This window comes from Pedobacter gandavensis, assembly GCF_032678745.1.
In the GTDB taxonomy this organism is placed as follows: domain Bacteria; phylum Bacteroidota; class Bacteroidia; order Sphingobacteriales; family Sphingobacteriaceae; genus Pedobacter; species Pedobacter gandavensis_C.
In genome coordinates, this window is the sequence record NZ_JAVTST010000004.1 from 201,316 (window position 1) to 215,267 (window position 13,952).

The 13,952-nt window shown below is 40.6% G+C and carries 9 protein-coding genes; 3 read left to right on the plus strand and 6 right to left on the minus strand.

Annotated features, from left to right (window positions below):
- Positions 1-5 precede the first annotated feature (5 nt).
- Together R2S10_RS15130 and R2S10_RS15135 are read right to left on the minus strand one after the other, a co-directional pair.
- On the minus strand, positions 6-3,158 hold the full coding sequence (locus tag R2S10_RS15130; protein ID WP_316841259.1) for a TonB-dependent receptor: 3,153 nt from the start codon (positions 3,156-3,158) through the stop codon (positions 6-8).
- A gap of 146 nt (positions 3,159-3,304) precedes the next feature.
- Positions 3,305-5,581: an FAD-dependent oxidoreductase gene (locus R2S10_RS15135; protein WP_316841260.1), complete on the minus strand. Its 2,277-nt coding sequence runs from the start codon at positions 5,579-5,581 to the stop codon at positions 3,305-3,307.
- A gap of 142 nt (positions 5,582-5,723) precedes the next feature.
- On the opposite strand from R2S10_RS15135, the gene R2S10_RS15140 reads away from it, so the two are divergent.
- Positions 5,724-6,737, plus strand: coding sequence for a LacI family DNA-binding transcriptional regulator (locus R2S10_RS15140; RefSeq protein ID WP_316841261.1), 1,014 nt, complete (start codon positions 5,724-5,726; stop codon positions 6,735-6,737).
- Between the two features lie 54 nt (positions 6,738-6,791).
- Here the strand turns inward: R2S10_RS15140 and R2S10_RS15145 are convergent, their stop codons facing one another.
- The gene (locus tag R2S10_RS15145; protein ID WP_316841262.1) at positions 6,792-7,172 is read right to left on the minus strand and encodes a PKD domain-containing protein; all 381 of its coding nucleotides are present in this window, start codon (positions 7,170-7,172) and stop codon (positions 6,792-6,794) included.
- Between the two features lie 329 nt (positions 7,173-7,501).
- Here R2S10_RS15145 and R2S10_RS15150 point away from each other — a divergent pair, with 329 nt between their 5' ends.
- Together R2S10_RS15150 and R2S10_RS15155 are read left to right on the plus strand one after the other, a co-directional pair.
- Positions 7,502-8,335, plus strand: coding sequence for a DUF6266 family protein (locus tag R2S10_RS15150; protein WP_316841263.1), 834 nt, complete (start codon positions 7,502-7,504; stop codon positions 8,333-8,335).
- Positions 8,336-8,674: 339 nt separating this feature from the next.
- Entirely contained in the window at positions 8,675-9,562 is an 888-nt protein-coding gene (locus R2S10_RS15155; protein ID WP_316841264.1) for a heparin lyase I family protein, read from the plus strand.
- 90 nt (positions 9,563-9,652) lie between these two features.
- On the opposite strand, the gene R2S10_RS15160 is transcribed toward R2S10_RS15155, so the two are convergent.
- Genes R2S10_RS15160 through R2S10_RS15170 form a run of 3 tightly spaced genes read right to left on the minus strand, consistent with a single transcriptional unit; the run spans position 9,653 to position 13,950 of the window.
- Positions 9,653-11,317, minus strand: coding sequence for a trypsin-like peptidase domain-containing protein (locus R2S10_RS15160; RefSeq protein WP_316841265.1), 1,665 nt, complete (start codon positions 11,315-11,317; stop codon positions 9,653-9,655).
- A gap of 17 nt (positions 11,318-11,334) precedes the next feature.
- On the minus strand, positions 11,335-12,570 hold the full coding sequence (locus R2S10_RS15165) for a TlpA disulfide reductase family protein (RefSeq protein WP_316841266.1): 1,236 nt from the start codon (positions 12,568-12,570) through the stop codon (positions 11,335-11,337).
- Between the two features lie 15 nt (positions 12,571-12,585).
- Positions 12,586-13,950 (minus strand): thioredoxin family protein, encoded by a 1,365-nt coding sequence (locus tag R2S10_RS15170; RefSeq protein WP_316841267.1) that lies wholly within the window; start codon positions 13,948-13,950, stop codon positions 12,586-12,588.
- Positions 13,951-13,952: the final 2 nt, after the last annotated feature.

A 13,952-nucleotide genomic window follows, 5' to 3' on the forward strand; every position in this document is an offset into this window, starting at 1 on the left:
CTAGTTTAAAAAGTAGCATTCAATCCTACCGCGATCGTCCGGGGTCTTGGATATGGAGACCAGTCAAATCCCGGAGTCAGGGCTGTGTGTCTGGTTGATACCTCGGGATCCAGACCAGAATATTTGGTCCAGGTGATGAGATTTTGAGCGGACAATGAAAACCTCAGACTCTTCATTTTTAAGGCCTTTAACACCGACGCAGGTAATCTATAGCCAAGAGAAACTGTTTTTAATCGGATGTAAGAACCATCTTCGATGGTACGGGAAGAATAATAAGCAGGCCCATTTCCTCCTAATCGATATAAATCATTGGTTTGATTTTCAGGGGTCCATCTATTTGCAAAAGAAGCAAACATATTCAGTAAGTTTCTTTGGGTAGGATCCCCACCTTCAAACTCTATCCTATTGGCATTTAAGATATCATTACCATAACTCCATTGAAAGAAAACGTTCAGGTCAAAATTACCATAGCTAAAATCATTGCTAAAACCACCGATATGAACAGGATTTGGATCCCCAATCACAGTACGGTCGGTATCATCAATCAGACCATCATTATTAAGGTCCTTAAACTTGATGTCGCCAGGAAGGATATTGGCGCGTGGATTCCCATTGTTTGGCACATTGGCTTTCAACACATACGAACCATTTGGCTGAAGATCAAAATCGCTATACTGGTAAACACCATCGAACTTCATCCCATAAAACTGAGCAATAGGTTTTCCAGGAACGGCGATATAAGGGAAGGCATTGTTAAAATTCCCCCAGGTTACTCTCGAAAGCAGGTTTGGTTCGTCATCATTCAATGCAAGCACTTTATTTCTGTTAAATGCGATGTTAAAATTGGAATTCCAGGAGAATTTCCCTCCTTTAATATTACTGGTATTAATGCTCAGCTCAATCCCACTGTTGGAGACCTTTCCTACATTTTTAAATGCAGTTAAGAAACCCATACTTGGTGGCAAGGTGGCATTCAGCAAAAGATCACGTGTTTTCTTATGATAATAATCGGCTGTTAAGGCGATGCGGTTTTTAAAGAAACTCAGGTCAATCCCTACATTAGACTGTACGGTAGTTTCCCATTTCAACTTTGTATTTCCAAGATTAACAGGTACTATTCCTTTTCCAGGAACATTACCAGTAGGATATCCAGAGGAAGGCAACATTTTCAAAGCGGTAAGGGCAGCATAATCATCCACCCGATTGTTACCGGTATGGCCATAGCCTATTCTAAGTTTTCCATCGCTTAAAAAACGTACATTCTTCATAAATGCTTCGTCAGAAAAGCGCCAGGCAAAGGCTCCTGAAGGGAAAGATGCCCATCTGTTGTCTGTGGGAAATCTAGAGGATCCATCAGCTCTGAAAGAAACAGTAACTAAATATTTCGATTTATAATTGTAATCTATCCTTCCCAGATAGGAAAGCAGACCGTTCTTCAGATCTGAAGTTGGCGCCACCGTAATCTGTCCCTCACCTATTCCATTCATGCCCAGCGACTCATTAGGAATTTGAATAGCAGCAAATCCATTAGAATAATTCCGTACATCCTGCATGCTTAAACCGGCAAGGACTTTTAAGGAATGTCCTCCTTTAAATTTGGTCTGGTAAGTCAGTGTATTTTCATTCAAAAGGTTGGTGTTATCGATATTGTTTACCGCAGCATTTACCTTGTTATTGTTGTTTGGATTTCCGAGACGGGAGGACGAATTATTGAAGATCTCCTGTCTGATGTTTGCTTTGTTCATCCCTCCGGTAATTCTTAGCGACAGGTTTTTCAATACCTTGTAATCCAGATAGGAATTGACAACAAATGTATTATTGAAAACCGGCTTATACTCATTCTCGGCTGCCAGACGTGGATTAATCCGAAAATCAGCAGTCGCACTTAAATCAGGATCATAAAGTTCATCGATCATCGTAGCATCGAAATCAATATTTCCCGTTACAGGACGAAAGCCCCAGGCACTATACATTAAACTGGCAGTAGGACTTGTTTGTGACTCAGCTACTACTGTTCCAAATTTCTTTGAAGAAACATAGTTCAGATTCACACCTACTTTCAATTTTTTATTAATGTTCTGATCTACCACAACACGGCCCTGGTACCGGCGGAAACCACTGTTTATAAGGATACCCGGCTGATCTAATAATGATCCGGAGATCGAATACTTAGTTTGCTCGCTACCTCCACGCAGGGAAAGGCTGTGGTTCTGAACATAGGCATCGCGAAAAATCTCATCCTGCCAGTTTATACCTTTGCGATCTCTATAACTTTCCAGTGTTTGTCCATCTTTAAGATAAATAGCGCCATATAGCTCTGGATTTAATTCCAACTGATATTTCACAAATTCATAAGGACTTAATACCGCTTGTTTTTTGATGATAGAATTCATTCCCCCCCAGCCATCATAACTGATTTGTGGCGCGCCGACTTTCCCTTTTTTTGTGGTAATCAGCACGACTCCATTTGCACCGCGTGCCCCATAAATCGCCGTAGCAGAAGCGTCTTTCAAGACTTCAATAGACTCAATTTCTTCATTATTGATGCTATTAGCCGCTGAAGCCTCCATCGGAAAACCATCTATTACGTATAAAGGTGCGTTATCCTGCGTAACAGAATTGGCTCCCCTAACGATGATGCTTAGTTCATTTCCTGGTTGCCCATCGGTAGAAGAAACCTGTACTCCGGCAACTCTACCCGCCAAAGCTTCGGTAAAAGTGCCCACAGGAGCTTTCATCATGTCTTTTACATTTGCTGATCCAACCGAACCGGTTAGATCCCCCTTGGTGCTGGAGCCGTATCCAATCACAATCACCTCATTCAATCCTTTGGGATCCTCATTTAGCGTCACATTGTAAGTGCTTCCCGGGCCTAAGACCACCTCCTTCGTCACAAAGCCAATGTAGGAGAATAATAAAATCCCTTTCCCAGCGGGAACACCAATTTTATATACCCCATTCTGGCCGGAGGAAACAACTGTTGTTTTCCCCTTTAACTGGATACTAACACCGATAAGGGGTGCCCCTTCGGCATCGGATACTGTTCCGGTAATCAATTTGACCGGTAAACTTGACTGTCCGTAGAGCAATTGCTGGGACATACAGAGGACTATCGATAGCAATAGCCATGCTCCAAAAATCGGGTAAATTTTTCTCATGCAATAATTTATATTTGGTTGGTTTGTTGGTTCAGTATCATTAGATCCAGGGTTTTATCTTCCCCGGATCTTTGGCAGTTTGTGCCGAAAATAGCAAAACAAGGTTAGCCACAGGATAACAAATGCTTTACCTAGGTTAATAAAACCTAATTATAGCATCGGATTGAAAATAATGCGGCTGGTATCTCCGCAGAAGGGTGTTCAAAATGTAAAGTCAATTCATTGGTTAGTAGGGTCTCTGGCAGTTCAATAATATTAATGGATTGGTAATTGTCTTTCTTCGAAAAGAGTTCCTTCCCATTCCCATCTCTGATGGTATAATTTCTGATACAAAAAGGCATAGTCCTTTCCGGATGAGTCATCAATACCGATTCCATAGGATGATCGTAATCTGTATCGAAACAAAGTTCTATCCTGCTGATGCTGGTTTGGGCTGCCCATTTTAAAGAAAGCTTAGGATTTTGATCATTAATCGAAGACACCCATGCATTTGGTTCATTTACAGGTCTGCCGATTCCATTTTTCAGTTGCTCAACTATAAAAGGATTCAATGGCGGATCTATTTTTAAGGCAATATTATGACCTTCTGGTCTGCGCTGTGGACACCAGAACTCAAATTCATCCACACCAATATCTTCAGTTGGTTTTTGACTGCCAAAATTTGAAACGGCTTTATTTACGGAGTTAAAAACAGATAAAACGCCTGTGATTCGGGTATTCGAAAAACCGAGTTTAAGGGCTGTATTTTTCCTGAAACAAAGGTATACATAAGCATTTTCATGTAGTTTACAACCAAAGTTAGTACTCAATACCTGCGTACCAGCCTTCACTGGGATTTGTTGAATTTCTAATAGCTCATCGGGACTAAAATTGCCGGATTTAGAACTGATTCTAAGTTCTACCTGCAGGGTAGTTTCTTCTGATGATTCCAGGGAAAAAGTAAAGGAAGGAACGATGCCAGCCTGTAATGGAATCATTTGTCCGGCAGAAATATCGAGGTTCTTCATGAAATCAAAAGGGATTTCATCCAGGTGCATTTCGCTGGAAGCAGTAATTTCTGCCGATTGCGCCAAATCTGCTACATCGGTGATGGTCATTCCTGGAATGTGCTGACCACTCTTCATCAGCTCGAGTTGCAGGGATTTCATGATTTCTTTTTCGTTCAGTTCTTTAGGCTGCAAGCCATTTTTCATGGCAATAAATGCTGCCATACCGACCGCCTGCCCAAGGTAGGCTCCTGTTGCCATCACCCTCGAAGAAGCAAATGCAACATGACTTGCGCTAATGATCCGACCGGTAAGGAATAAATTTTTAATGTTTCTACTGTATAGACATCTGTATGGAATTTGGTAAATACCTTTACTATGCCATTGGTTACATCCTGGTTTATTGCTAAATACTCCATCTGCAGGATGCAGGTCAATAGACCAGCCACCATATCCTATAGCATCTTCATGCAGGTGTTGTGAAACGATATCCTGCTGATTGAGCATATAATCACCTTCAAATCTTCGACTTTCTCTTTTTCCTGGAATACTTCCCACCCATTCCAGCGTCATCGTTTCAGCCTCAGGAAATTCGCCTGAGTTTTTAATGTAATTCCATACGCCGTATACTACTTTCCAAAGTTCCTGTTTGATGTTTTCACTTTCATGAACGGTGTCCATTCGTCCACCATATTCCAACCACCAGAGTTTACATCCGAATTCTTTAGCATTAAAACTCTTAAACCTTGGAATCTTTGTGATGTCTGCCAAAGCAAATGATGGGGCAATATATTTGACAGGCTTCCCTGTGTCTTTACTGTAAAAATAAATGCTATGCCCAAGCAGTTCTCCGTATTCCTGATCAGGCGCAAACTTCTCTCCAAATTCTTCTTTATTCTCTGCGCCCATCCTAAATGCAGCACCAGCTAAAAAGCCTAAAATACCGTCACCTGAGGCATCACAAAAAAGATTCGCCGTAAAAATATATTCGGTTGAATTCTGACTGCAAAAACATTTTACAGAGGATATTTCATCGGCATCAGATTTTTCAAGATCATACACCGCTGTATTCAAAAACAGTTTAATATTTGATTCCTGATATATTTTATCCAGCAAAACGGTGTCAAAAATTACCGGATTACCTTCTGGATTACGTTGCATATTTTCGAGTAGGATTTCATCAACAACTCCTCCTTCTCTTGCCCAGCGATTGTTATTTCCCATGTGGGAAGTTGCGCCCAGGATCCACAATCGAACTTCACTGGAGGAGTTCCCGCCTAACACCGGCCTATCCTGTACAAGCACTACACTAAGGCCTTTTCTTGCAGCGGTAATGGCAGCGCATACACCAGATAAACCTCCTCCTACGACTACCAGGTCATACCCGGCAGATACTGATTTAACAGCTCTTTTTTTTTGAGATTCTTCCCTTATCATTTAGAAATATATTTGGTATTGGATTCAAATGTATCCGCTACGCCCTAATTACGTACTGAAAATCAGGGCAAAAAAAATTGGGAGCGCTCCCAATTTTAGGGAACGCTCCCATGAAACATATTTTATGATATATTTGATTTGCATGAAAAATCATCAGATCACCATATTTGACCTGGCCAGGGAGCTGAACATCTCTAAATCAACGGTATCGAGGGTATTAACCGGCCATCCGAACGTACATCCGGATACCAGAAAACGGGTTTTGGAACTGGCGGAAAAATTAGATTACCAGCGCAATATGATTGCCATACAATTGGCTACGCAACAAAGTCGTACCATTGGGATCATCATTCCTGAGATTTTAAGTTCCTACTTTCCTTATGTCATTGCTGCCATTCAGGAGGAGGCTCATAAAGAAGGTTATAATGTACTGATCAGCCAGTCTAACGAATCTTATGAGACTGAGGTAACCAATGCCAAAGTAATGCTGGACAACCGTGTGGACGGAGTTATTGTCTCCATTACTAAAGAAACTTTGAACTTCGATCATTTGAAAATATTTCAAAAGAAAGGGATTCCAATTGTGTTCTTTAACCGGGTTTGCAATGAGATGGTGGTACCAAAGGTGATTGTTGACGATTTTGAAGGTGCTTTTGGCGCGGTAGAACACCTGATCCTGTCGGGCAGGAAGCGCATTGCACACTTATCCGGCCCTTCTTCTTTGGCCATCAGCGTAAAAAGATTGAACGGTTACCTGGCAGCCTTAAAAAAACACAATATTCCGGCAGATCCTGAGCTGATCATTTCCTATGATTTTAGTAAAGAAAAAATAGCCATTTATGTAAACCACCTGATTAACCTGGAAAATCCGCCTGATGCGATCTTCGCCATTAATGATCCTACTGCAATTGATACCATTCAAATTATCAAAAAGAACAATTTACGAGTTCCTGAAGATATTGCGGTTGTTGGCTTTAGCGACGACTATGTATCAGCATTGATTGACCCACCCTTAACTACCGTTGCCCAGCCGGTTAGAGAGATTGGAATCACCGCTGCGCAGTTGTTATTCGATCAGATTAAGAAGGATTCTTCACAATGGAAAACACCAGTTAAGGTACTTAAAACGAAACTGATCATTAGAAAATCATCTTAAAACCACCTACTGATCCAATCCGTAGAAAAGCTGGGATTATGTCCTGAATTAATATCAATTAATAGTTACGGTTTTCTTAGGCGAAACTTCACATGTAGTTCCATTATTGACTATAGTAATCTTTGCTGTAACTGTGTATACTCCTCGAGCCAAATAAGTGTGATCAGAAGTTTTTTCCGAGCCCTTAGTCATAGTTCCATCTCCATAATCCCAGGAAACAGACGAAACCGTATGACTACCATGATACCTTGCCTCTAAATGAATAAGCTTTTTGTTTGTGTCATCCGTGGTAATATGGACACCTCCTAACAGACTTTCTCCTAAACAATCTATAACACTCTCAGCCGACTTTTTACAGGAAAGTGAAAGTAAAACACAAATCACCAGGAAATACAATTGACCTTTTCTTATATTTTTATTCAGAAGTAATTTCATACTACAATTTTAGTCATTTATTCCCTCAAAATCTGAATACCAGGTACTCTTACTTATAAGTGAAAGTTCATTGTATGGCTATATTGCATTATGGTGGTTTCGTGGTGACACTAAAATTACTCCGGGTTCTCTCCGATCTTTCTTGGAGGTTGCTAGGACCTAATCCGGCATACAACCCTATCAAAGCCCTAGAGAACAGCTCGTAATATTGTTATAAACTCAAAACAAATTAACACTCATCTCCTTGTTATATAGAAGATTATAACTACCTTGACACTATTCAAACTGAATAATACCGCTGTCCACCATCTCACTTTAAACACGCTCTCATGGCAAAAGCTCCCAACGGCCCATACGGTCACCTTAATGGAAAAGTAGGCAAACTCGTTTTTTATATGCTCAACGGACAACCTGTAGTACGCTTAATTGGCAGAAAAGGGAAACCCAGTAAGCTGCAATTGGCAAATTACCAGAAAATGGCTGTCACCACCAATTTATTTAGAAAAATGGGCCGTTTTATTAAACTCGGTTATGGTATACAAGCCAAAGGAACAGTCCATAATGCCCATAATCTAGCAACTTCCTATAACAAAAAACACGCTTTAAAAGGCGAATACCCAGACATCCGCATTGATTACAGCAAAGTGAAGCTCAGCCAGGGTCTACTGTCGGAAACCAAAGATTTAAAAATCAAAAAGTTAGCCGATGGACTGGAAATCACCTGGGATCCAAAAGCTTATGGGGATTTAAAGATCAATGACAGCGTGATGGTGATGATTTGTTTTCCTGAGAATGGACAAGACCTGGAGTATCTGAATATAGCGAGAAGATCCGAAGGGAAATGCTTCATTCCGATATATGAAGGGCTATTAAATCAACAGATAGAACCTTATATTTCTTTTATTTCTGCAGATGGTGAACAAGTATCTGATAGTGTATATCTGGGTAATTTGAACGGTGAAGGTAAAACTCGGGAAGAAAAACATCATGAACAGAAATACCAACTGGTAAAATCAAGGTTTGAGCAAGTGGAAAGCAGTTATTTAGCCCATTTAAAGGAGAATAACCATATCAGACCGCATACGAAGGCTTTTAAAGTTTTAGAAAAAGAATATGAGGTCCTCAAAAATCAATTGGAACACCTACCCGGGAAGCCAGGCTGATTACCTCGATAGTTTATGTTTTATTTAGCTTATTTATAGCATTCTGTATTTGAGAACGAGTATCCTAAGGTACTGCGATCAGTATTGTATGAGCCAATAGAATGGGTACTTATGATGATCCTGTGGGATGCAAATAGAAAATTCCAAGCATACCCTCCTGAGCTTTACACAATAAATAGGAATAAATGCTATTTATGTTTAATAAAATGCTTACATAATTGATTAAATAAATATCATTAAATTATTGACAATTTAAAATTAAATCACAAGATTCATATTGTGTAATTGGCCAATTCACGAACTAACCATTTGTAAACCAAAATTTTAAATTCATTCCCAATGAAAGTTAAATGTTTAAGCTTATTGCTGGCAGGTCTTATCTTTAGTTCTTGTGAAAAAGGTATTCAAAATTCCAATGATCCAGCATCCCTGCAGTCAACCACTAAAACCAAATCTGACATTTCCATCGCAGCAGTTGGTGTGACTTTAAATGCCGATGGCCCCGGAAGTACCTACAGTTTACTAAATAGTGTACTGGGCGGGACAGCCTATGAAGTACCTGATTGTGGACATGCCCAGAACCACATCTCTGAGGTGTTTGATTCCGCACTTAACACCAATGTATTTGTATTTTCTGCACATGTTGCATTAGACGACGACAGATGTGAAGCCAGCGACCGTCAGCGTACGGAAATTAAAACTTATGGCCCCTCTCCAGCAAATCTTAAAGCGACTAATGGCGAAACCGTTACCTATCGCTGGAAATTTAAGATAGATGCCGGTTTCAAGGCTTCTTCCAGCTTTACCCACCTTCACCAGATCAAAGCCGGAGACGGTGATGCTGGCTCTCCTCTAATCACCATTACGCCGCGCTATGGGGCTAATAACACGGACAAAATGGAGCTGATTCACATCAACTCCTCAGGTACAACTACTAAAGTTAAAATTGTTAACCTGGCTCCTTTCAAAGGCAATTGGGTAGACGTAGTAGAAACTATCAAATTTGGTTCTACCGGAACTTATAGCATTACGATCAACAAAGTAAGTGATGGTACGAGTTTGATGTCCTATAGCAATTCCAATATGGATTTGTGGAGATCGGCTACAACTTTTTGTCGGCCAAAATGGGGAATTTACCGCAGCCTTAATAATTCTTCCCAATTGAGGGACGAAGAGGTTCGCTTTGCAAATTTTTGTATTGCAGAAGGAAGCGCTACTTGCCCATAGTTTAGCTTATAGAAATAAAAAAGCAATCCAGGAGCGCGCGCTCCTGGATTGCTTTTTTATTTTCCCTAATAATCAGGTTGCAAATTGCTTCTAAAATGCAGTTATACCTTTCACAAAATTCAGCACTACCGGCGCAGGAATGGCTAAACTGCTGGTGCGACTTAATCTGGCGATGTTAATTCCATAAAAGTCACCTTTCAGATCAAATAAAGGCCCTCCACATTCTGATGGTTTTAGTTTAGCATCATGTACCAACACCTCTTTAAAGTTGTCTCTACGGCTACTCTTACCCTCTAAAAATAGATCTTTACTCTTATCCTCTTGTACATCCCGCAGCTTAAGCACAAAAGTTTTGGTATAAGGACCGGCTTTTCCTTTAGCATACTCCAAAGTAATCGACTGATTCAGCTCAAATTTCGATAACTCTTCCGGCAAATCATTGATCGTTAAAAGCGGACGATCGTTAATTTTCGTCAACACATCTTTTACCGCAATATCCTCCGATTTTTCATTTTCTACTGATGTAGGAAACAATCCAGTCACCACAATCTTATAATCATCCTGGTTATAACTTACCCCAAGGCCCAAATATCTGGCTGGCGATTTCGGCATACCCAGCTTCACATTCCCCAACACGCTAAACTCCCCGGAAGCCTTTGGTTTTGGAGAGATTAAAAAATTACCCAATTGATCCACCGTATAACTCGGAAAGGTCTTATTCAAGTTGATCCCGCCACCAATTTCCTGAGGAATTTGAAGCAATACCAAATCATTTTCTTCATCGCGACGGATCACTTTTGCAGGGATCAAACTACCATCCACCATTTCTACCTTAGCCCCAGGCCCTACCATCGAGCTTTTGCTAATGAAAAAACTCTTACCCTTTAGCACAGCTGGAGAAACCAATCCATTCAGATCTACTAAAGCCGCTAAAATGCTCACCTGATTTGAATCCAGCACTGTAAATACATTTTTCTGAAAGCGATTATCCTGCTCCTTAAAATTGGAAATGAGATCAGGCATTTGCGAAACCGCAATCAACATCTCTTCATTTTTCTTCATGTTCACTTTATCTTCTGGGATAAACGAAGTATGTACCGCAGGTGTTTTTAAAGCAGTCCAGTATTTTCTAAACTCATCAATTGGAACTTCCATATTGGAGGTTACAGACACACTTACCCGACTGTGAATCCCGATCACCCGACCTTTCAAATCGAACAGCGGCCCACCAGAATCACCTGGTTCCATCAAACAAGTACTCCTCATAAATCCAGTATTGTGTTTCATTTCGGCCACATAACCAAACCTAAGCGTAGGCTTATTTGCGTAAAAACTACCCGGATAAGAAATACTCACACAAGGCACATTTACGGCCAACGCAGCGGTCCAACCCATTTTCGCAAATGGCCATTTTCCCTTATCACTGATCTGCATCATCGCAGCATCAATAGAATGAATCACGCCTAAGCCCTTAGCTTTAAACGATCGTCCATCCGGGAAAGTCACCAAATAAGAACCGTTCGGTTTCACCGCATGAGCAGCAGTCAGAATATATCCATCGGCATCTACCACCACACCGCTAAAGTAACCACCCACAGCCTGTTGATTGGCATCTAGATTCACAATCCTAACCGATGCAGCATAAGCCTTTTTGAGGTTTAGTTTAACTTCCTGCTCTAATTTTTCGCCACTAAAACCCTCCGTTTGGGCAAAAGCCGGCCTGATACCTTGCAAGCAAAGTAAAAGTAATATCATTAAATTTTTCATTTGATTTATTTAGCTAGTTCTTCGAGCAGCATCTTTTTCAACCCTGGACTATTTGGAAGCGGCGCTTCGGTAGTGACCACATTACCATTGCGATCAAAAATTAGATACCGAGGCATCACCTTGATTTTATAATCATTGGCTAATATATTATTACCACCACCGGCAAACAGTTGAATCCCGCCCATTTGTTTTTCTTTAATGATCTTCAACCAGGTATTTTTAGCGCTTGGCCCGTCTTGTGCCACGCCAATAAAAACAAGGTCTTTATGCTCTTCCAGTTCTTTCTCTAATTTATTTAAATCAGGGATCAAAGCTTTACATGGACCGCAAAAAGTTGCCCATACATCCACTAAAACCACTTTCCCCTTAAAATCACTCAGAGAAACCATTTTCCCATCTGGATCAGGAAAGCTAAAGTTAGCACCCTTACGTCCCGGCGTTGCCTTATATAATTTGGTACCTAAGGCTGCTACTTTAGCATTCAAACCAGGGTCCTTAAAATAACGGCTATACTGAGCGTTCATCTCCTCAAACTGAGGATAGGTTTTCAATTTATTTTTCGTCTTTTCAAAAATGTAAGTGCCCTTTTGGCGGTCGGTGGATAGGAAACTCATCCCATCCCCTGATTTATTTAAAGCGGCATCAGCATACATACATAACAACGTTTTACCATTTAGATAAGAAAACACCTCATCGTTTTTATACCTGTCTTTTACCAGCAAACCTTTAACCAATGGACTTTCTTTCGCCACAGCATAATTTTTAAGCGCGTAAAAGTCCATTTCAAAACCAGCAAACTGTTTCATTGCAGCATTAAACCTCGTGTTTTTCGTACGAAACTCCTTTTTTAAAGCCATTTTTTCCGCAGGGCTGAGTTTATTCCAGGAAGCCAACACCTCGTTTTCCTCACTGGATTTGCCTACAAATTCCATTTTACCCTTAGACAACATCAGCTCCACATGATCTCCTTTTTTCAGGTACAAAGGAAACTGCCCTGCCACTGCAGTAAATCCACCAATCAAATAAAACCCTTCATAAGCAGGCTCAAAAGACAAGACAAAAGCGCCCTCATTTTTCGTAGAACTTCCTTTAACCAATTTAGGCTCTCCATCTTCAACCTGAAACAGATAAACCACCCTATTCATGATCGGGTTTGATACCGAGCCTCGAATCTCGGTAGACTGTGCAAACACTGCAAAACTCCAGCACAACAATGCGACAACCGCGTATAGTTTTTTCATCAAACAACCCATATTTTAATGCTTTTTGATGGCCTTCCGTCTGTTGGGAAAAGCCAAAATATTAGACTCATTATTCTTCATCTTCTCCAGCGTAACTGTAGCATCAGCCAAATACTCATCGCCAGAACTGCTCATTTCGGCCACCAATTTAGCCTGCTGCCGAATCGCAACCTTCTTATCGCCAAAATTATAGGCCGCTACATTCAGCTTATTTTTAACTACAGAAGATGGATTTAAAGCCAATGCCTTTTTAAATAAATCAGCTACCAACTTCCTATCTGAAGCATCTGTAGAAAGCTTAGATAACTTAATCGCGTAATTGGAGCACCAATCGGAAGCCCCAACAGAATCAACCGACATCAAGGGCACCGGCGCATTCTTATTTAATATAATCGATTCCTTACCTAGTGAAGAAGTCTTATCCTCAGGCAAAATAAAATGAACAATGTAATCCCGATAAACTTGCAAAAGTGATGCTTCATCTGCTTTTATAGTGTACAACCATACCTTATATTCCAGGACCTTCTTATTTTTTCTTTCCTCCAGTTCAACCACATTCAGATTGGTAAACAACGGAGATAAAGCCAGCTCCTTTTCAGCAGTCAGGGGTTTAGTACCTAAAATAGTCTCAATCTTACCTTTCGTTTCATCACGCAGACTTCTATACAAAGTTCCCGCCGCGATCCCATCGTTTTTACACAACACCGCATCAATTTCTTTATAATGATCAATCATATACTGATACAGCGTTAAATCCGAACCATTAGGGTAATTTAAGCCCAGGAAATAAAGCCGATCAGCACTTGGATTCTTCATAACAAACTTGTCCAGGTATTGCCTTAATGCTGCTCCAATCGGTTTCTTTTCCGCTTTAAGGCGTTTAATATACGCTTCAGCAAAGGTTTGATCGTACTCCCCTTTCTTAAATTTGGCTTCCAATTCCGAAAGATTCAATTCTTGTTTACCAGAAAACTTAGTCTGGATCCGATCCGCTACCTCATTAAAATCCGCAGCAGCCATCGAACTTTTAGACCTATCGAACAAAGTTTCATCCGCAGGATTGATGAACAAATACGTAGGATAAGATTTCACTTCATATTTCTTTGCGATCGCAATCCCCTCTCCTTTTTCAGCATCAATTTTTACGTTCACAAAGCCTTGATTGTACTTTGCGCCTACTTCAGGTCGGGTAAATACCTGCGAAGCCATCACTTTACATGGCCCACACCAGCTCGTATACACGTCTACAAAAATAAGTTTATTCGAGGCTTTCGCTTTTTTTACCACCTCAGCCCAGCTGCCATGTTCAAATTCAATGCCTTGAGAGAAAACACTCAAGGAACTGAACAGCAGCAAAACACAGATCAAATTCTTTTTCATAT

Coding starts and splice junctions, on each gene's coding strand:
- R2S10_RS15130 (WP_316841259.1), bottom strand. CDS start 3,158: ATGAGAAAAATTTACCCGATTTTTGGAGCATGGCTATTGCTATCGATA.
- R2S10_RS15135 (WP_316841260.1), bottom strand. CDS start 5,581: ATGATAAGGGAAGAATCTCAAAAAAAAAGAGCTGTTAAATCAGTATCT.
- R2S10_RS15140 (WP_316841261.1), top strand. CDS start 5,724: ATGAAAAATCATCAGATCACCATATTTGACCTGGCCAGGGAGCTGAAC.
- R2S10_RS15145 (WP_316841262.1), bottom strand. CDS start 7,172: ATGAAATTACTTCTGAATAAAAATATAAGAAAAGGTCAATTGTATTTC.
- R2S10_RS15150 (WP_316841263.1), top strand. CDS start 7,502: ATGGCAAAAGCTCCCAACGGCCCATACGGTCACCTTAATGGAAAAGTA.
- R2S10_RS15155 (WP_316841264.1), top strand. CDS start 8,675: ATGAAAGTTAAATGTTTAAGCTTATTGCTGGCAGGTCTTATCTTTAGT.
- R2S10_RS15160 (WP_316841265.1), bottom strand. CDS start 11,317: ATGATATTACTTTTACTTTGCTTGCAAGGTATCAGGCCGGCTTTTGCC.
- R2S10_RS15165 (WP_316841266.1), bottom strand. CDS start 12,570: ATGAAAAAACTATACGCGGTTGTCGCATTGTTGTGCTGGAGTTTTGCA.
- R2S10_RS15170 (WP_316841267.1), bottom strand. CDS start 13,950: ATGAAAAAGAATTTGATCTGTGTTTTGCTGCTGTTCAGTTCCTTGAGT.